The sequence below is a fragment of the Rhodoferax sp. genome, assembly GCF_034520025.1.
In the GTDB taxonomy this organism is placed as follows: domain Bacteria; phylum Pseudomonadota; class Gammaproteobacteria; order Burkholderiales; family Burkholderiaceae_C; genus Allorhodoferax.
Window position 1 is genome coordinate 1485083 of record NZ_JAXHNZ010000001.1, and the last position, 17789, is coordinate 1502871.

General features: G+C 57.5%; 19 protein-coding genes and 1 tRNA gene. 14 read left to right on the top strand and 6 right to left on the bottom strand.

The window, feature by feature from the left end:
* The first annotated feature begins 117 nt into the window (after positions 1-117).
* Positions 118-1332 (top strand): fatty acid desaturase, encoded by a 1215-nt coding sequence (locus U5L73_RS07150; protein ID WP_322561697.1) that lies wholly within the window; start codon positions 118-120, stop codon positions 1330-1332.
* A gap of 243 nt (positions 1333-1575) precedes the next feature.
* Here U5L73_RS07150 and rpmG read toward each other — a convergent pair whose 3' ends face one another.
* The 3 genes from rpmG to trxB form a co-directional block, all read right to left on the bottom strand.
* Positions 1576-1746 (bottom strand): 50S ribosomal protein L33, encoded by a 171-nt coding sequence (gene rpmG / locus U5L73_RS07155; protein WP_087496788.1) that lies wholly within the window; start codon positions 1744-1746, stop codon positions 1576-1578.
* A gap of 11 nt (positions 1747-1757) precedes the next feature.
* Positions 1758-1991, bottom strand: coding sequence for a 50S ribosomal protein L28 (rpmB, locus tag U5L73_RS07160; protein ID WP_105260014.1), 234 nt, complete (start codon positions 1989-1991; stop codon positions 1758-1760).
* A gap of 193 nt (positions 1992-2184) precedes the next feature.
* A complete protein-coding gene (gene trxB, locus U5L73_RS07165; RefSeq protein WP_322561698.1) occupies positions 2185-3138 on the bottom strand; it encodes a thioredoxin-disulfide reductase in 954 nt (317 codons plus the stop codon).
* A gap of 157 nt (positions 3139-3295) precedes the next feature.
* Here trxB and U5L73_RS07170 point away from each other — a divergent pair, with 157 nt between their 5' ends.
* The 9 genes from U5L73_RS07170 to U5L73_RS07210 all read left to right on the top strand — a co-directional run bounded on the left by U5L73_RS07170 (position 3296) and on the right by U5L73_RS07210 (position 12944).
* Positions 3296-3970 carry a Crp/Fnr family transcriptional regulator gene (locus tag U5L73_RS07170; protein WP_313875497.1) on the top strand — a complete coding sequence of 225 codons (675 nt, stop codon included), beginning with the start codon at positions 3296-3298 and terminating at the stop codon, positions 3968-3970.
* A gap of 42 nt (positions 3971-4012) precedes the next feature.
* Positions 4013-6340 (top strand): DNA translocase FtsK, encoded by a 2328-nt coding sequence (locus U5L73_RS07175; protein ID WP_322561699.1) that lies wholly within the window; start codon positions 4013-4015, stop codon positions 6338-6340.
* Positions 6341-6347: 7 nt separating this feature from the next.
* Positions 6348-6977: an outer membrane lipoprotein chaperone LolA gene (lolA, locus tag U5L73_RS07180; protein WP_322561700.1), complete on the top strand. Its 630-nt coding sequence runs from the start codon at positions 6348-6350 to the stop codon at positions 6975-6977.
* Positions 6978-7003: 26 nt separating this feature from the next.
* A complete protein-coding gene (locus U5L73_RS07185) occupies positions 7004-7813 on the top strand; it encodes a mechanosensitive ion channel family protein (protein WP_313875500.1) in 810 nt (269 codons plus the stop codon).
* 25 nt (positions 7814-7838) lie between these two features.
* Positions 7839-9134, top strand: a complete 1296-nt coding sequence (locus U5L73_RS07190; RefSeq protein ID WP_322561701.1) for a replication-associated recombination protein A — start codon at positions 7839-7841, stop codon at positions 9132-9134.
* Positions 9135-9358: 224 nt separating this feature from the next.
* Entirely contained in the window at positions 9359-10288 is a 930-nt protein-coding gene (locus U5L73_RS07195; RefSeq protein WP_322561702.1) for a branched-chain amino acid ABC transporter permease, read from the top strand.
* Positions 10289-10301: 13 nt separating this feature from the next.
* Positions 10302-11387: a branched-chain amino acid ABC transporter permease gene (locus tag U5L73_RS07200; RefSeq protein ID WP_322561703.1), complete on the top strand. Its 1086-nt coding sequence runs from the start codon at positions 10302-10304 to the stop codon at positions 11385-11387.
* Between the two features lie 56 nt (positions 11388-11443).
* Positions 11444-12214: an ABC transporter ATP-binding protein gene (locus U5L73_RS07205; RefSeq protein ID WP_313875504.1), complete on the top strand. Its 771-nt coding sequence runs from the start codon at positions 11444-11446 to the stop codon at positions 12212-12214.
* Positions 12215-12224: 10 nt separating this feature from the next.
* Positions 12225-12944: an ABC transporter ATP-binding protein gene (locus tag U5L73_RS07210; RefSeq protein ID WP_313875505.1), complete on the top strand. Its 720-nt coding sequence runs from the start codon at positions 12225-12227 to the stop codon at positions 12942-12944.
* Positions 12945-13013: 69 nt separating this feature from the next.
* On the opposite strand, the gene U5L73_RS07215 is transcribed toward U5L73_RS07210, so the two are convergent.
* Positions 13014-14063, bottom strand: a complete 1050-nt coding sequence (locus U5L73_RS07215) for a CDP-6-deoxy-delta-3,4-glucoseen reductase (protein ID WP_322561704.1) — start codon at positions 14061-14063, stop codon at positions 13014-13016.
* Between the two features lie 42 nt (positions 14064-14105).
* On the opposite strand from U5L73_RS07215, the gene U5L73_RS07220 reads away from it, so the two are divergent.
* The gene (locus tag U5L73_RS07220) at positions 14106-15035 is read left to right on the top strand and encodes an SDR family oxidoreductase (protein ID WP_322561705.1); all 930 of its coding nucleotides are present in this window, start codon (positions 14106-14108) and stop codon (positions 15033-15035) included.
* Here U5L73_RS07220 and U5L73_RS07225 read toward each other — a convergent pair.
* Together U5L73_RS07225 and U5L73_RS07230 are read right to left on the bottom strand one after the other, a co-directional pair.
* Positions 14987-15697 (bottom strand): phosphatase PAP2 family protein, encoded by a 711-nt coding sequence (locus tag U5L73_RS07225; protein ID WP_322561706.1) that lies wholly within the window; start codon positions 15695-15697, stop codon positions 14987-14989. The two genes, U5L73_RS07220 and U5L73_RS07225, sit on opposite strands and share 49 nt — an antisense overlap.
* A 134-nt stretch (positions 15698-15831) precedes the next feature.
* Positions 15832-15916 (bottom strand) — tRNA-Leu (locus tag U5L73_RS07230).
* A gap of 38 nt (positions 15917-15954) precedes the next feature.
* Between U5L73_RS07230 and cysM the strand changes: the two genes are divergently transcribed.
* The 3 genes from cysM (at position 15955) to U5L73_RS07245 (ending at position 17746) form a co-directional block, all read left to right on the top strand.
* Positions 15955-16857 (top strand): cysteine synthase CysM, encoded by a 903-nt coding sequence (cysM, locus tag U5L73_RS07235; protein ID WP_322561707.1) that lies wholly within the window; start codon positions 15955-15957, stop codon positions 16855-16857.
* Positions 16858-16937: 80 nt separating this feature from the next.
* On the top strand, positions 16938-17489 hold the full coding sequence (locus U5L73_RS07240) for an NUDIX hydrolase (RefSeq protein WP_322561708.1): 552 nt from the start codon (positions 16938-16940) through the stop codon (positions 17487-17489).
* Between the two features lie 29 nt (positions 17490-17518).
* On the top strand, positions 17519-17746 hold the full coding sequence (locus U5L73_RS07245) for a sulfurtransferase TusA family protein (RefSeq protein WP_313875511.1): 228 nt from the start codon (positions 17519-17521) through the stop codon (positions 17744-17746).
* Positions 17747-17789: the final 43 nt, after the last annotated feature.

Below are 17789 nucleotides of genomic sequence, written 5' to 3' on the forward strand. Positions count from 1 at the left end.
CGTTTTGATTTAAGTCGCCCAAAATTGGCTGCCGCGTCTAAAATAGCGGTCTCACAGGCGGTGTAGGTCGCCGCCTTGTCATAACTAACCAAACCTCGTTGAGAGATTGAGCAAACTATGTTGTTACCTGATTGGGCAGTTTTGAACGCAGCCATCGAGTGGCTGGCCCGTGGCACGTGGGATCTGGCTTGGTGGCAAATTGTTTTGTTCACTCTGGCGTTGACGCACATCACCATGATCAGCGTGACGGTCTTCTTGCACCGCCACCAAGCGCACCGGTCTTTGGACCTGCACCCGATCGCATCCCATTTCTTCCGTTTCTGGCTGTGGCTGACGACCGGCCAGGTCACTAAAGAGTGGGCGGCCATCCACCGCAAGCACCACGCCAAGTGCGAGCAGGCGGAAGATCCACACAGCCCGCATGTGCATGGCATCAAAACCGTGTTGTTTCGCGGCGCGGAACTCTACCGCGCAGAGTCCAAGAACAAGGAAACTATGGCCCGTTTCGGCCACGGCACGCCCGATGACTGGATTGAACGCAACCTCTACACCCGCTTCTCTTGGCAGGGCGTGGGTTTGATGATGATCATCGACCTGTTTTTGTTCGGTGCAGCTGGTCTTGCGGTCTGGGCTTTGCAAATGGCGTGGACGCCTATCACCGCTGCCGGCATCATCAACGGCGCGGCCCACTACTGGGGTTATCGCAACTTTGAGGCGACCGACGCTTCCACCAACATCTCTCCTTGGGGCATCATAATTGCTGGTGAAGAGTTGCACAACAACCACCACACCTACCCCACGTCGGCCAAGCTGTCGGTGAAGCCCTACGAGTTCGATATCGGCTGGATGTACATCTCCATCATGAGTGCATTAGGTTTGGCTAAAGTCAAAAAGACACCGCCCAAAGCCGCTTACGGTGATGTCCGCCCTGTGGCCGATGAGAAAACCCTCGAGGCGCTGATCGCTAACCGTTATGAAATCATGGCAGCCTATGCCAACGGTGTGCGCCAGGCAGCCCGCGTTGAGCTCGCAGCCATGAAGGCGCGTAGTGCAGATGCTGCTGTGATCCAAGCTGCCAAACGCTGGATGCACCGCGATGTGGAGAAAGTGCCGGCCGCTGAAGCTTCGCAATTGGCTCAAGCCCGTGCAGCTTCGCCGGTTCTGGACAAGATGGTGACGATGCGCGAAGAGTTGCGCCAGCTGTGGCTGAACACCAGCGTCTCTCGCGAGCAGTTGACCAAGGATCTGCAAGCATGGTGCCACCGCGCTGAAGAAAGCGGTATCGCCGCACTGTGTGACTTCTCCATGAAGCTTCGTGCCGCACGCGTCTAAGTAACACGCTGCCAGATTAAAAGCCCGCCTTGAGCGGGCTTTTTTACGCGCGGATGTTTCTGCCAATTGGTGACGGCGGTGATGGGTACACCGGCTTTGCTCCGTGTCCCCCGCCCTTCGGGCTCCTCCTTGACCTGCGCAAAGCCGGTGCACCCACCACCTTGTTCGTGGCGAAACAACACAAAAGTAATGGGCGTAGAAAAGCCCGCTCGCGGCGGGCTTTTTCATCAAGGCAAGCGTGAATTACTTCAGCTTGATTTCCTTGTAGTCGACGTGCTTGCGAGCAACGGGATCAAATTTCTTGATCAACATTTTCTCGGGCATGGTCTTCTTGTTCTTGTCGGTCGTATAGAAGTGACCGGTACCAGCTGTAGATTCCAGCTTGATTTTTTCGCGTCCGCCTTTGGTTGCCATGGTGTTGCTCCTTATGCCTGGCCACGTGCGCGCAAGTCTGCGAGCACAACATCGATACCCTTTTTGTCGATCAGGCGCAAACCTGCATTCGAAATCCGCAGGCGAACCCAACGGTTTTCAGTCTCGACCCAAAAACGGCGATATTGCAGGTTCGGCAGGAACCGGCGCTTGGTTTTGTTATTGGCGTGGGAAACATTGTTTCCGACCATGGGGCCTTTGCCCGTTACTTCACATACGCGTGCCATGTGGACACTCCGATTGATACGGCCAGTGCAAAAGTACACCGACCTCACCTCGCCAAAAAAAGGGTGGCGGTAACCCCCCGTTGATTGCCTCAACGGAACCTGCTGAACCCCTGTCTGAGAGGGCGGCCCCTCACGGGGCGAATTCAGCAAAGCCTCAAATTATAGCCCGTTCGAGAAATGCAGCCTCAAGGCCTTATTCCTGCTGCTCGAGGAAGCGCTGTGCGTCAAGTGCAGCCATGCAACCGGTACCTGCGCTGGTGATGGCTTGGCGGTAGACATGGTCTTGTACGTCGCCCGCTGCAAACACACCGGGAATGCTGGTCTGGGTAGCAAAGCCCTTGAGGCCGCCATTGGTGACGATGTAGCCGTTATCCAGAGTGAGCTGGCCCTGGAAGATGTCGGTATTCGGTGCATGGCCAATGGCAATGAAGCAGCCTTTGAGGGTCACGTCTTCCGTAGAGCCGTCGTGCACGCTTTTCAGGCGAATGCCGGTCACTCCTGTGGCGTCGCCCAAAACCTCCTCCAGGGTTTGGAAGGTCTTCAACTCGATCTTGCCGGCAGCCACTTTTTCCATCAGTTTGTCCACGAGGATAGGCTCTGCCTTAAATTTGTCGCGACGGTGAACCAGGTATACCTTGCTGGCGATGTTGGAAAGGTAGAGCGCTTCTTCGACCGCGGTGTTGCCGCCGCCGACCACGCAACACACTTCATTGCGATAGAAAAAACCGTCGCAGGTAGCGCAGCCGGATACGCCCCGGCCCATGAACGCGGACTCCGAGGGCAGGCCCAGGTATTTGGCAGATGCGCCGGTGGCAATGATCAGTGAGTCGCAGGTGTAGCTGTCGGTGTCACCTTTGAGTGTGAAGGGGCGCTTGCTCAAGTCGACTGCGTTGATGTGGTCAAAAATGATTTCTGTTTTGAAGCGCTCTGCGTGCTCTTGGAAGCGCTGCATCAGTTCGGGGCCCTGAACGCCGTTCACATCTGCGGGCCAGTTGTCGACCTCGGTGGTAGTCATGAGTTGGCCGCCTTGAGCGATGCCGGTCACTAGGACGGGGTTGAGGTTGGCCCGAGCGGCATAAACCGCTGCGGTGTAGCCTGCAGGACCGGATCCGAGGATCAAAACCTTGGCGTGCTTGGAATTAGACATGTTGTAACCTTCTTCGACGAAAATCAGAGATCGAGCCGTGTACAGTTCGATCGGATCGCGACCTCATGGGGTTGCGCTTGCGGGTTCTTCTGGGCATTTCAAATGCTCGACCCCCGATTGTAGGAAATCGCATAAAAGCAAGCAGGAGCGCTTATCAATGGCAATGTTGAGTAACCAGGATTTAATCCGCCGAGTCCCTCTTTTCGCCAACTTGACCCTGGAGCAGGTAGAGGACTTGGCTGGCAATGTCACCAAGCGCAAGATCAAAAAAGGGGAGGATGTGGTGCAGCAGGGCGAAATCTCGAACGCCCTGTACCTGATTCTTTCCGGCCGAGCCCATGTCGTGAAGACCGACAGCAAAGGCAAAGAAGTCATCCTCGCGACCTTGAAGGCCGGAGACTATATCGGTGAGATGAGCCTGATTGATAACGAAGCCCACTCCGCTACGGTTCAAGCAGATACGCAAATGGATGTGCTGGTGCTAGGGCGCGAAGACTTCACCCGAGCGGTCAATGCCAACATCACCATCATGGCGGCGGTTATGCGGGGGCTGGTCCAACGCCTGCGCACCGCCGATCAAAAAATAGTCTCCTTGGCCCTGATGGGTGTCTACGGCCGCGTGGCCAACGTGTTGCTGGACATGGCCGAGCCGGTAGACAAAGGTGAAATGTTGATCCGCGAAAAAGTGTCGCGCTCGGATCTTTCGAAAATGGTGGGCGCCTCCCGCGAGATGGTGAGCCGTGTGATGAAAGACTTCGAGGATCAGGGCTTTATCAAAACCAACAAAGACGGTGGTATCCGGGTGTGGGAGCGCCGCTCCAAACCTCGCTGATCTACAGCGTCTGCGCGGCCGGTTCGGGCTGCGTGTCTGCACATGACTTATTCACTACACACACTTCATTCCCCGACACGTAAAAAGGTTCAAGAGCCCCCCGCGGGTGTGAGTCGCTTTGCGAGCGAAATTGCTCTGGTGGTGGGCTTTGTGCTGTTGGCCTTGTGGCTGATCGCGCTGTTCAGCCATTCTGCGCAGGACGCTGCCTGGTCCACCTCGGGCTCGGGCGCGCCTACCAAGAACCATGTGGGGCGCTTGGGTGCCCTGTGGTCAGACCTGAGCTATTTCCTTTTTGGTTTCTCGGTGTGGTGGTGTGTTGCCGCTGCGGCCCGTGGGTGGTTGTCACTGTTGGCGCAGCGATTGCGTGGAGATGGCCCACAAGAGCCCGTGGCAGTGGGGCCTGTGAATCGCCGTTGGTTGTTTTGGTGCGGCTTGGCGCTGTTGATGTGTTCCAGCACCTCGCTCGAGTGGGCGCGCCTTTATCGCTTGGAGTTGATGCTACCGGGTGCCAGTGGCGGTGCCATGGGGCAGTTGATCGGGCCGTGGAGCGTGCGTTGGATGGGCTTTGCCGGATCGGGCTTGGTGGCAATCGTGCTCGGCTTGGTGGGCGTGTCGATGGTGTTCAATTTCTCGTGGCCACGGGTCGCGGAGCGCATTGGTGCCTTTTTGTATTCCTTGCTGGAGAGTCGACGCGAGAAGAAAGAGGAAGCCCAAGACCGTGAATTGGGCCAATTGGCGGTTCGCGAGCGTGAAGAGGTTTTCCTAGAAGAGCGCGAGGAAACGGTGGTGTACCAAGCGCCGGCTCCGGTCGTGATTGAGCCTGTGCTGGTGGAACTGCCGCCTAGCGTGCGGGTTGCCAAGGAGCGGCAAAAGCCCCTGTTCACCGAGATGCCAGATAGCAAATTGCCCCAAGTGGCACTGCTGGATGATCCGCAATTGCGGCAGGAAACGGTGTCTCCCGAGACGCTGGAAATGACCAGCCGCATGATCGAGAAGAAGTTGAAAGACTTTGGCGTCGAAGTGCGCGTGGTCCTGGCGCAGCCGGGGCCGGTCATTACCCGGTACGAGATTGAACCCGCCACAGGCGTCAAGGGCTCGCAGATTGTGGGCTTGGCTAAAGACTTGGCGCGGAGCTTGAGCTTGGTTTCCATCCGGGTGGTGGAGACCATTCCCGGCAAAAACTACATGGCGCTGGAGTTGCCCAACGCCAAGCGCCAGAGCATCCGCCTCTCCGAGATTCTGGGTTCGCAGGTCTACAACGAAGCCAAATCCATGCTCACCATGGGCTTGGGCAAAGACATCATCGGCAACCCTATCGTGGCTGATCTGGCCAAGATGCCGCACGTGCTGGTGGCCGGTACCACTGGCTCGGGCAAGTCGGTGGGTATCAACGCCATGATCCTCTCCTTGCTCTACAAGGCCGAGGCCCGTGACGTGCGCCTGCTGATGATCGACCCCAAGATGCTGGAAATGTCGGTCTATGAAGGCATCCCACATTTGTTAGCCCCAGTGGTTACCGACATGAAGCAGGCGGCACATGGCCTGAACTGGTGCGTGGCCGAGATGGAAAAGCGCTACAAGCTCATGAGCAAGATGGGTGTGCGTAACCTGGCTGGGTACAACGTCAAGATCGACGAAGCCAAGGCCAAGGGCGAGTTCATTTACAACCCCTTTAGCCTCACGCCAGAAAGCCCTGAGCCCCTGCAGCGTTTACCGCACATCGTGGTCATCATCGATGAGCTGGCCGACTTGATGATGGTGGTAGGCAAGAAAATTGAAGAGCTGATCGCGCGGCTGGCGCAGAAGGCGCGAGCGGCTGGCATCCACTTGATTTTGGCCACTCAGCGCCCCAGCGTGGACGTGATTACCGGCCTGATCAAGGCCAATATTCCGACGCGGATCGCGTTTTCGGTGGGCTCCAAGATTGACAGCCGCACGATTCTTGACCAGATGGGTGCAGAAGCCCTGCTGGGCATGGGTGACATGCTCTACATGGCCAGCGGAACCGGGTTCCCTGTGCGGGTGCATGGCGCGTTTGTGAGTGACGACGAGGTGCACCGCGTGGTGAGCTACCTCAAGAGCCAGGGTGAGCCAGACTACATCGAAGGCGTGCTCGAAGGCGGCACGGTGGATGGAGAGGACGGCCCCGGGGGTGAAGAGGGCGGCGGCGAAAAAGACCCGATGTACGACCAGGCGGTTGAGGTGGTCCTCAAGAACCGCAAGGCCAGTATCTCACTGGTACAGCGGCACCTCAAAATTGGCTATAACCGCGCAGCCCGGCTGGTGGAAGACATGGAGAAAGCAGGGCTGGTCAGTGCCATGAGCGGTAGCGGCCAGCGCGAGATTCTGGTGCCGAGTCGTAACGAATAAGGTGGATATGAAGCGTTTTGCTACATTTTTAATAGCTGCTTGCGCAATATCTGCGTGGGCTAGCGGCATGAATGACTTGGAATCCTTTGTGCGCAATGTCAAATCGGGCAGGGCTGATTTCACGCAGGTGGTCACAGCACCGCCCCGGGATGGTCAAGTGGCGCGCAGCAAGACTTCCAGCGGGACGTTTGAGTTCGCGCGGCCGGGGCGTTTCAAATTCACTTACAAAAAACCGTTTGAACAACTGATCGTGGCCGATGGGCAAACGGTGTGGCTGTACGACGTGGACCTCAACCAAGTCACTGCCCGCAAGCAAGCGCAGGCCTTGGGCTCCACGCCCGCGGCCTTGATTGCGTCTTCGGTAGACATCAAGGCGCTGCAAAACGATTTCAATCTCGCAGACGCTGCGGACCAAGATGGCTTGCAATGGGTATTGGGTTCTCCCAAAGCCAAAGACAACCAGCTGCAGTCCGTGCGGGTGGGCTTTCGCCAAAACCAACTGGAAAAACTTGAAATAGTCGACACTTTCGGCCAAAAGTCCGTCATCACCTTCAGTGGATTCCAGACCAACGCCGTTATAAATCCCGAACTGTTTCAGTTCAAGCCGCCTGCAGGGGCGGATGTCGTCCGCCAGTAGGCGGAATCACTATCGGGAGTACAGGTATGAATACGGAAGTTATTTGGAATTTTTTAAGTACCCAAGGCGCAGACTTCGGTTTGAAGCTCATGGGCGCGCTGGCCGCCTGGATCATTGGACGTTGGCTGATTAGCATGGCGCTGCGCCTCTTGGGTGCGGGTTTGCAGCGTGGCGGAAAAGTGGACCAGACACTAGCCAATTACCTGACTTCCATCATCTCGGTGTTGCTCAACATCGTGTTGATCCTTGCGATTCTTGATATCTTTGGCGTTAAAACGACCTCCTTTGCCGCGCTGCTCGCAGGCGCAGGCCTCGCGATCGGTACCGCATGGGGCGGCTTGCTGACGCACTTTGCGGCTGGCGTGTTTATGCAAGTCCTGCGTCCGTACAAAGTGGGCGACTTCGTCACGGCCGGTGGTATCACCGGTACGGTGAAGGAGTTGGGCCTTTTCGGGACCACGCTCATCACGCCCGACAACGTGATCACCATCGTCGGAAACAACACCGTGTTCTCGGGTTCCATTCAAAACTTCAGCGTGCTGCCGCACCGCCGGGTGGATTGCCTGGCCAAAGTTGCTAACGGTGTGAATGTGCAGGACGCCATTGCCCGCTTGCGCACCGCCGTGGCGGCGATTCCCAACGTGGCCACTTCGCCAGCGCCGGATATCGAAATTCTGCAGTTCACCCCCGAAGGTCCTCTGCTGTGCGTGCGCCCTTACACCCATACAGACCACTACTGGCAGGTGTACTTTGACACGCACAAAGCGGTTGTTGAGACATTTGGTGCTGCTGGCTACCCGGTGCCCGAAACACCCGTTGCACATCGCAACTTGTAATCTGTGAGAGGGCCTGCGCGGCACTGTGGCGACATCAACCAACAAGCACCAGCCGCTGGCTGAGTTACTCCGCCCCAGAACACTGGGGCAGGTGATAGGTCAGCAGCATGTGCTGGGAGAGGGCATGGCCCTGCGCCTCGCGTTTGAGTCAGGCCAGCCGCACAGCTGTATTTTGTGGGGCCCGCCGGGTGTGGGCAAAACCACGATTGCGCGTCTCATGGCCGATGCATTCGATGCCCAGTTCATCACGATCAGTGCGGTTCTGGGCGGTATTAAAGAGATTCGTGAGGCGGTAGACCAAGCCATCCTGGCCCGCGACGGGCTGGAGCAGCGCAGAACCATTGTCTTTGTCGACGAGGTGCACCGCTTCAACAAGAGCCAGCAGGACGCGTTTTTGCCCCATGTCGAGAGTGGCTTGTTTACCTTCATTGGCGCGACGACCGAGAACCCTTCGTTCGAGGTGAACTCCGCGCTGTTGTCTCGTGCCGCGGTCTATGTATTGCAGCCCCTAGATACCAGTAGTTTGAAGGAAATAGTGGAGCGGGCGCATATGCAGCAAGCGCTTCCTGCTATTGAAAGCATAGCAATTGACCGCCTGATTGCCTATGCCGACGGCGATGCTCGGCGCTTGCTCAATACCCTTGAGACCTTGGGTGTAGCGGCACGGCAAGAGCAGATGACCGACATCACCGATGCTTGGTTACTGAAGGTGCTGGGTGAGCGTATGCGCCGCTACGACAAAGGGGGCGAACAGTTTTACGACACCATTTCGGCGTTGCACAAAAGTGTGCGTGGTTCAGACCCCAATGCTGCCTTGTACTGGTTTACCCGGATGCTGGATGGTGGTGCTGAGCCCCGTTACTTGGCGCGCCGTTTGATCCGGATGGCGGCCGAAGATATAGGCTTGGCAGACCCCCGCGCTTTGCGCATGGCCCTGGATGCGGCGGATGTCTATGAGCGCCTGGGTAGTCCGGAGGGCGAGTTGGCCTTGGCTGAGTGCGTGGTTTATTTGGCTGTCGCCCCTAAAAGCAATGCGGTCTACAAGGCGTTCAACGAGGCCAAGGCCTTCGTCAAAAAAGACGGAACACGTCCTGTACCCTTGCATTTACGCAATGCCCCCACCAAGCTCATGAAGGAGCTGGATTACGGCAAGGGTTATCGCTATGCCCACGACGAAGAGGGTGGTTTCGCAGCAGGTGAGCGCTATTTGCCGGAGGGTATGCCGGAAACCGAGTTTTACCGCCCCGTGGAGCGCGGTTTGGAGATCCGGATTACTGAGAAGTTACGTGATCTGAAAGCCCGTAATCAGAAGAAATACTAATAGTGCATGAAATAGGCCATGAGTTGCCGAATCTGCATAGTTCTCAAGGGTAAACCCACCCTGCACCCCCAAGACCCCTTCGCCCGACCTCGCTAGAATCGCGGCACTGCTTTTGGCCTGCACCGCCAGTGAACCTGACGTGGCAGGCTTATTGCTTTCGATGGTCTAACGCCACCAGTGTTGACGGCCATGGCCGTTCGCATATCAGAACAACGGAGTTTTTTATGGATATTTTTATACAGCAGATCATCAACGGTCTGGTGTTGGGTAGCATGTATGCGCTCATCGCGCTCGGCTACACGATGGTGTACGGCATCATCAACTTGATCAACTTCGCCCACGGTGAAGTGGTGATGGTTGGCGCCTTGACCAGCTGGACCATCATCGGTTTGATGCAGGAATCCATGCCCGGAACCCCCGGCTTTGTGATCTTGCTGATCTCTTTGATCATTGCCTGCGTTGTCGCGGCGGCATTGAACTTTGTGATTGAAAAAGTGGCCTACCGCCCATTGCGCAACAGCCCCAAGCTCGCGCCCCTGATCACGGCTATCGGCATGTCCATTCTCTTGCAGACCCTGGCCATGATCATCTGGAAGCCTAACTACAAGTCGTACCCGACGCTGTTGCCCGGAGACCCGATTGACATCGCCGGTGCAGTGATTACCCCTACCCAAGTCATGATTTTGGGCGTCACCGCCGTGTCTCTTGCTGTGCTGATGTGGTTGGTCAATTACACCAAGCTGGGTCGTGCCATGCGTGCGACGGCTGAGAACCCACGTGTAGCCGCACTGATGGGTGTGAAGCCTGACGTGGTGATTTCCGCTACCTTCATTATTGGTGCTGTGCTGGCCGCGATTGCCGGTGTGATGTACGCATCCAACTACGGTACCGCCCAACACGCCATGGGCTTCCTGCCCGGCCTGAAGGCATTTACGGCAGCGGTGTTCGGTGGCATCGGTAACTTAGCTGGTGCGGTAGTAGGTGCGCTGTTGCTGGGCCTGATTGAAGCCATCGGCGCCGGCTACATCGGTGCACTGACTGGCGGCGTATTGGGCAGCCACTACTCCGATATCTTTGCTTTCATCGTATTGATCATTGTGCTGACTCTGCGTCCCTCCGGTCTGCTGGGTGAGCGCGTTGCGGACCGTGCCTGAGGAGAACCCGCACATGAACCCCCAAAAACGTCTTTTGACCATGCTGGTGGCTGCCGCCGGCTTGATGATTCTGCCTTTCATTTTGCAGGGCTTCGGCAATGCGTGGGTGCGCATTGCCGACATGGCTTTACTGTATGTCTTGTTAGCGATCGGCCTCAACATCGTGGTCGGTTACGCAGGTTTGCTCGATCTGGGCTATGTGGCGTTCTTCGCCATCGGCGCCTACATGTACGGCTTGATGTCGTCCCCTCACCTGATCGAGACTTTCCCTGCCATTGCAGCCATGTTCCCCGATGGCATGCACACCCCTCTCTGGTTGGTCATTCCTCTTAGTGCTGCGCTAGCAGGGGTGTTGGGTGTGCTGTTAGGCGCACCGACATTGCGTTTGCGCGGTGACTATCTGGCGATCGTGACTCTGGGTTTCGGTGAAATCATTCGCGTGTTCATGAATAACTTGGATCACCCGGTCAACATCACCAACGGTCCGAAAGGTATCAACCAGATTGATCCGTTGCACTTCTTCGGTTTGAATCTGGGCAAAAAGCTGACGATTGGCGACTTCGAAATTGCCTCGGTCACGCTGTACTACTACCTGTTCCTCGCCTTGGTGGTGGTCAGTGTCATCATCTCGCACCGTTTGGAGTTGTCCCGCGTGGGCCGTGCCTGGATGGCGATCCGCGAAGACGAAATCGCCGCCAAAGCGATGGGCATCAACACCCGCAACATGAAATTGCTGGCTTTCGGTATGGGCGCTACCTTCGGTGGTGTGTCCGGCGCGATGTTTGCCTCGTTCCAGGGCTTCATTTCTCCAGAGTCGTTCAGCCTGATGGAGTCGGTGATGATCGTAGCCATGGTGGTGCTGGGCGGCGTGGGTTATTTGCCCGGCGTGATTCTGGGTGCCGTCCTGCTGGCTGCCTTGCCTGAAGTGTTGCGTTATGTCGCAGGACCATTGCAGACCATGACCGATGGCCGTTTGGACGCCTCGATTCTTCGTCAGTTGTTGATTGCCTTGGCGATGATCAGCGTGATGCTATTGCGCCCCCGTGGCTTGTGGCCAGCGCCAGAGCACGGCAAGTCCTTGCAGAACACCAAGAGCTGAAATTTGTGAGCTTCCTGCCGTGAACCGGCAGGAACCTTCAACTGATTGGATAACCTATGACAGATACAGTATTGAACGTCTCCGGCGTCTCCAAGCGCTTCGGTGGCTTGCAGGCTTTGAGCGATGTGGGCATCAAAATCGAGCGCGGTCAGGTCTATGGCCTTATCGGGCCGAACGGTGCCGGCAAAACCACCTTCTTTAACGTGCTGACCGGCTTGTACACACCAGACAGCGGTAACTTTGAGTTGGCAGGCAAAACCTACCATCCGACTGCTGTGCACACCGTCGCGAAAGCCGGCATTGCACGTACTTTTCAAAATATCCGCCTGTTTGCCGAGATGACAGCGCTTGAGAACGTCATGGTGGGTCGCCATATCCGCACCCACTCTGGCTTGTTGGGCGCGATGTTTCGTACCAGTTCGTTCAAAGCCGAAGAGACTGCCATTGCCAAGCGCGCGCAAGAGTTGTTGGACTATGTCGGCATCGGCAAGTTTGCAGACTACAAGGCCCGCACTTTGAGCTACGGCGACCAGCGCCGTCTCGAAATCGCTCGTGCTTTGGCTACTGATCCCCAGTTGATCGCTCTGGACGAGCCTGCAGCGGGTATGAACGCCACTGAAAAAGTGATGCTGCGCGAGCTGATTGACCGTATCCGCAAAGACAACCGCACCATTTTGCTGATCGAGCACGATGTGAAGCTGGTGATGGGCCTGTGTGACCGTGTCACCGTGTTGGACTACGGCAAGCAAATCGCTGAAGGCACGCCCGCGGATGTGCAGAAAAACGAAAAAGTGATTGAGGCCTATCTGGGCACGAGCGGCCACTAAGGATTGACAAATGACTACTAAGACTCTGCTCAAAGTTAAAGGCCTGAAAGTGGCTTACGGCGGCATTCAAGCCGTCAAGGGCGTGGACTTCGAAGTGCACGAAGGCGAATTGGTGTCCCTGATCGGCTCTAACGGTGCTGGCAAGACCACCACCATGAAAGCCATTACCGGCACCTTGCCCATCAATGCCGGTGACATCGAATACCTCGGCAAAAGCATCAAGGGCCAAGGCCCTTGGGACTTGGTCAAGCAAGGCTTGGCGATGGTGCCGGAAGGTCGCGGGGTTTTCACCCGTATGACCATCACCGAAAACCTGCAAATGGGTGCCTTCATTCGTAGCGACAAAGCCGGTATCTTGGCGGACATCGAAAAGATGTTCACCATTTTCCCGCGACTGCGTGAGCGTAAAGACCAGCTGGCCGGCACCATGTCCGGTGGCGAGCAGCAGATGCTGGCCATGGGTCGTGCTTTGATGAGCCGCCCCAAAGTATTGCTGCTGGACGAGCCATCCATGGGGCTGTCCCCCATCATGGTGGACAAGATCTTCGAAGTGGTGAAGGACGTGTATGCCCAGGGCGTAACAGTATTGCTGGTTGAGCAAAATGCCAGCCGTGCTTTGTCGATCGCTAACCGCGGCTATGTGATGGAGTCCGGCATCGTCACGATGACGGGCGACGCCAAAGACATGCTCACGGATCCGAAGGTGCGCGCCGCCTACCTCGGCGAGTAAGCCGTCTACCGGCCCCCGGACTGCCAAGTGTGTTTACACGGTTGGCAGTCCGGGGGCTATTTTTTTACCTCAGCTATCGGCTTTGTCAGCCTCCGAGGTGAATGCGTCGGCGTAAAACTCTTCGGGTGCCAGTCCTGCGTGCGCAACAAAATCGCGGCGGGCTGACTCCACGACGATCGGTGCACCGCAGGCATAGACTTGGTACTCGCGCATGTCTTGGAAGTCTTCAAGGGCGGCATGGTGCACGAAGCCCACGCGGCCGGACCATTGATCCTCTTCCAGCCCGTCCGACACGACGGGAACGTAGCGCAAGGATGGCATCCGGTTTTGGAGCTCTTTCACCCAGCCATCCATATACAGGTCTGCCGGGCGGCGTCCGCCCCAGTACAGCGCGACCGGACGTGTAGAGCCCGTAGACTGCATCTGCTCCAGTAAGGCCTTGATGGGCGCAAAGCCAGTGCCTGAGGCAACCATCACGATAGGTTTGTCTGACTCTTCCCGCAGGTAGAAAGACCCGTGGGGACCTTCCACACGCAAGATCTCTTTCTCTTTCATGCTGCCGAACACATGGTCGGTGAATTTTCCGCCCGGCATATGCCGGATGTGCAGCTCTACGCTGTTGCCTTGTGGGGCGTTCGCCATCGAGTAGCTGCGGCGCGCACCATCGCGCAGCAAAAATTCAATGTATTGGCCCGCTTTGTATTGAAAAGAGTCGTTGGCCGGGAGCTGTAGCTGGATCAACATGACATCGGGCGACACCTTCTGCAAGGAGGTCACCCGGGTGGGCATTTTTTTGATTGGCAGTGCGCCTTCTGCGGAGACCTGGCGCGACTCCAGTACCACGTCAGAGGTCGCGGTGGCGCAGCAGGTCAGCACCAAGCCTTGGGACTCCTCTTCGGGGCTCAGGGCTTTCGCTTGGTGGGCGCCGTGCACCACGCTACCCGACAGCATCTTGCACTTGCAGGAGCCGCACGCACCGTCTTTGCAGCCATATGGCAAGCCCACGCCTTGGCGGATACCCGCGGCCAGCAAGGTTTCATCACTTTGCGCGCTGAATTGACGGCTACTGGGCTGCACCGTGACGGAAAAAGGGGTTGCGGCGGAGAGGGTCTCGCTCATCTTGGGTATCCTAGCTAGCTACTGTGTAGAAACCCCTCGATTTTGCCCTCAAACCAATCCCCACTTGGTGCGCTCCCCGCGCGCTTCCGTCGTTCGCGTGTTTTGATCATCGGGTGTGGTGATGTGGGGATGCGGGTCGTACGCGCCATGGGTGCACACATTCAGTGGATGGCGCTCACATCCAGTCCAGATCGCGCCCCGGCGCTCCGGCAAGCCGGTGTGAGGCCCTTACTAGGCAACCTTGACCGGCCTGTGACTTTGCATCGTTTGGCAGGCTTGGCAGATCGTGTGCTCTACCTGGCGCCCCCGCCGACGGAGGGATGGTTAGACCCGCGTATCCTGGAGGCTACCCAAGCCCTGCGCCGGCGTAACCCGCCACGCGCTTTGGTTTACGGGTCCACCACCGGCGTCTATGGCGATTGCCAGGGCCAGTGGGTGACAGAACAGCGCGCTCTTGCGCCCCAAACCCCACGGGCGCAACGCAGGGTTCATGCGGAAGCGGTGGTCCGTACGTGGGGTAAGGCTGCGGGTACGCCGGTTTCGGTGCTCAGAATTCCCGGCATTTATGCGCCGGATCGGATTGGTGGTACTCCCAAAGCGCGCCTCCAAAAAGGCACACCGGTCTTGCAAGCCGACGATGATGTCTACACCAACCACATACACGCAGAGGATCTGGCCGCGGCTTGCTGGCGCGCTCTCTGGAAAGGCGGACCCCAGCGGGTCTATAACGTCTGCGATGACACCCGTTTGAAGATGGGAGACTACTTTGATCTGGCGGCAGACTTATACGGGCTGCCCAGGCCGCCTAGGGTGCCCCGTGGCACCGCGGTGGAGCAGCTGCCTGTGATGTTGCTGACTTTCATGAGTGAATCCCGGCGCATCAACAACAAGCGCATGAAAGCGGAGTTAGGTCTGAAATTGCGTTATCCGGATGTGGCCACCGGCTTGGTCTCGTCACCGGATGGCGCGTAAAGTCTGGACAAGATTTTCCAGACCAGCCAACTGGTCATCAAGGTGATGGGCCCTGCCCACAGAACATCACTGAACCAGTGGGCAACCGCCGACATCCGCGAAAAACCAATGGCCAGGCCAGCGGCGGTTCCAGCTATCAGCCACCATTTGCGGCGACGCGCCTGAATCAACATGAGACTGCAGAAAAAGAATCCGCACGCCACATGCCCGCTCACGAACGAGCAATTGTTGTCACACTGATCGGTGATCACGGTCGCGCGGGTGAACTGCTGGGTACCGCCGAAGATTTCAACCTGGTAGGGCCGGGCACGTTGCCAATTTTCTTTGAAGCCCAGGTTGACCACGGCGCCGGGGCCTGCGATACCCGCACACACCACAAACGCCAGAGGCAGCCTCCAAGCTTGGTAACGCGAAAGAAGATGAGAGGCCAGCCAGCCCACAGCAGCCACCAGCAACATGACACGGAATGCCGCGGGTACCCATGCGTTGATTAGCTCGACCCACCACCAGGTGCGGGAGGCAATGGCCGGGGTGTCGCCCACAAACAAGGCAGCGGTTTGGATGTCGAGGGTGGGCCACAGTGTTGGCACCAGAGCGGCCACGATCATGGCAGCGACAAGCTGCCAGAACAGCAGGGGAGTGGAGTTCACAGGGGGCGACATGGCGTGGGCGCGTGCAATTCAAAAAGCAAGGATTGTGAATCAAGCCGGCTCCAGCCCCCGGGGGCGCAGGGATTTCCCGCTTGAGACGCACATAAAGAAAAAGCCGAATGTTCGAAGAACATTCGGCTTTGATCTGGTGCCCAGGGCCGGACTCGAACCGGCACGCCTTGCGGCGGGGGATTTTGAGTCCCCTGAGTCTACCAATTTCACCACCTGGGCAGGAATCTGTGAAGCACGAATTATGGCACATTTACGGCATGAAATATCCAACTATTGAAGAAGCAATCGGAAAAACTCCTTTGGTCGCGTTGCAGCGCATCCAACACGCCGACAACCAAGCTCGAAATAACGTGGTTTTGGGCAAGCTCGAGGGCAACAACCCGGCCGGGTCTGTCAAAGATCGACCCGCCTTGTCCATGATCCAGCGTGCCCAGGAGCGGGGTGACATCCAGCCCGGCGACACCCTGATCGAGGCTACGTCTGGCAACACCGGTATCGCTTTGGCAATGGCCGCGGCCGTCAAGGGCTACCGCATGGTGTTGATCATGCCGGAGGACTTGTCAATCGAGCGCGCCCAAACCATGAAGGCGTTTGGCGCCGAACTTATCCTCACGCCCAAGAGCGGCGGCATGGAGTACGCCCGTGACTTGGCCGAGCAAATGCAGCGCGAGGGCAAAGGCCGCGTTCTGGACCAGTTTGCCAATGGCGACAACCCGCGCGTGCACTACGAGACGACCGGGCCCGAGATTTGGGAGCAGACCGGTGGGCGCATCACCCACTTTGTGAGCGCCATGGGAACGACCGGGACCATCACCGGGGTTTCACGTTTTTTGAAGGAAAAGAACCCCGCAATTCGCATCGTCGGCGCACAGCCATCAGAAGGCTCGCGCATTCCCGGGATCCGCAAGTGGCCACAGGAATACCTGCCCAAAATCTACGATCCCCTAAATGTGGATGAGTTGATTTACGTCAGCCAAGCCGCCGCGGAAGACATGTGCCGGCGTATGGCGCGTGAGGAGGGCATCTTTGGCGGTATCTCGGCTGCCGGCGCTTGCTGGGTCGCGCAAGAAATTGCCAAGCGCGAGCGGGATGCTGTGATTGTGTTTATCGTGTGCGACCGCGGTGACCGTTATTTGTCAACCGGCGTCTTCCCCGCGTAACGCACATTTTTTAATGAAAAAGGCCGCTAGCGCCCTACATGATTGCGGTTGCAGCTCCTGAAATAATAGCAAAGGCTTTCATGTCTGCAGTGTTCAAGTTTTGCCCGCAGTGTGCAACACCACTGGCCGAGATCACATTGACAGAAGACGGTGGCGACAAAACACGCTGGCGTTGCACGGCGTGCGACTACACCCACTGGAACAACCCGACCCCCGTGCTCGCGGCGGTGATTGAGTACAACGGCCAGATCCTGCTGGCCCGTAACGCGGCCTGGCCGGGCAAGATGTATGCCCTCATTACCGGCTTCATGGAGGCTGGTGAGACGCCCGAGGAGGGCATTGCCCGCGAGATTGCCGAAGAAACCAGCCTCAGCACCAGCGCGCTCAGCCTGTTGGGGGTATATGACTTTCAGCGTATGAACCAGGTCATCATTGCCTACCACGCGGTCTGCCACGGCGAGGTGGCTTTGAGCCCGGAGCTGGTGGATTACCGCCTGTATGACCTGCAGGACGTGAAATGCTGGCCCGCCGGCACCGGCTATGCCCTGGCGGCGTTTTTGCGCTCACGCGGCCATGAGCCCCGATTTATGGAACCGGTATGGCGCAAAGAGATTGAGTCAGCGGACGACTAAAATCAGCCCAACGCCAGAAAGCAGCCTGCATGAACTTCGACAAAGAAATTGACACCAGCGGTCTGAATTGCCCGCTGCCCATCCTCAAAGCCAAAAAAGCACTCGCGGAGCTGCAAAGCGGCCAAACGCTCAAGGTGGTGGCGACCGATCCCGGCTCGCTGCGGGATTTTCAAGCCTTTACCAAGCAAACCGGGCATGAGCTGATCGACCAGCAAACGGCTGGAACCATTTTTATCCATGTACTCCGCCGCCGTTAAGCCGTTTCACCCATAAAAAAAGCCGGTTTCAGAACCGGCTTTT

Excerpts from the sequence above, each read along its gene's own strand:
- U5L73_RS07225 (WP_322561706.1), bottom strand. The coding sequence starts at position 15,697 with ATGTCGCCCCCTGTGAACTCCACTCCCCTGCTGTTCTGGCAGCTTGTC.
- U5L73_RS07205 (WP_313875504.1), top strand. The coding sequence starts at position 11,444 with ATGACAGATACAGTATTGAACGTCTCCGGCGTCTCCAAGCGCTTCGGT.
- U5L73_RS07195 (WP_322561702.1), top strand. The coding sequence starts at position 9,359 with ATGGATATTTTTATACAGCAGATCATCAACGGTCTGGTGTTGGGTAGC.
- rpmB (WP_105260014.1), bottom strand. The coding sequence starts at position 1,991 with ATGGCACGCGTATGTGAAGTAACGGGCAAAGGCCCCATGGTCGGAAAC.
- U5L73_RS07210 (WP_313875505.1), top strand. The coding sequence starts at position 12,225 with ATGACTACTAAGACTCTGCTCAAAGTTAAAGGCCTGAAAGTGGCTTAC.
- lolA (WP_322561700.1), top strand. The coding sequence starts at position 6,348 with ATGAAGCGTTTTGCTACATTTTTAATAGCTGCTTGCGCAATATCTGCG.
- trxB (WP_322561698.1), bottom strand. The coding sequence starts at position 3,138 with ATGTCTAATTCCAAGCACGCCAAGGTTTTGATCCTCGGATCCGGTCCT.
- U5L73_RS07170 (WP_313875497.1), top strand. The coding sequence starts at position 3,296 with ATGGCAATGTTGAGTAACCAGGATTTAATCCGCCGAGTCCCTCTTTTC.
- U5L73_RS07200 (WP_322561703.1), top strand. The coding sequence starts at position 10,302 with ATGAACCCCCAAAAACGTCTTTTGACCATGCTGGTGGCTGCCGCCGGC.
- U5L73_RS07245 (WP_313875511.1), top strand. The coding sequence starts at position 17,519 with ATGAACTTCGACAAAGAAATTGACACCAGCGGTCTGAATTGCCCGCTG.
- U5L73_RS07150 (WP_322561697.1), top strand. The coding sequence starts at position 118 with ATGTTGTTACCTGATTGGGCAGTTTTGAACGCAGCCATCGAGTGGCTG.
- U5L73_RS07240 (WP_322561708.1), top strand. The coding sequence starts at position 16,938 with ATGTCTGCAGTGTTCAAGTTTTGCCCGCAGTGTGCAACACCACTGGCC.
- cysM (WP_322561707.1), top strand. The coding sequence starts at position 15,955 with ATGAAATATCCAACTATTGAAGAAGCAATCGGAAAAACTCCTTTGGTC.
- U5L73_RS07185 (WP_313875500.1), top strand. The coding sequence starts at position 7,004 with ATGAATACGGAAGTTATTTGGAATTTTTTAAGTACCCAAGGCGCAGAC.
- U5L73_RS07175 (WP_322561699.1), top strand. The coding sequence starts at position 4,013 with ATGACTTATTCACTACACACACTTCATTCCCCGACACGTAAAAAGGTT.
- rpmG (WP_087496788.1), bottom strand. The coding sequence starts at position 1,746 with ATGGCAACCAAAGGCGGACGCGAAAAAATCAAGCTGGAATCTACAGCT.
- U5L73_RS07215 (WP_322561704.1), bottom strand. The coding sequence starts at position 14,063 with ATGAGCGAGACCCTCTCCGCCGCAACCCCTTTTTCCGTCACGGTGCAG.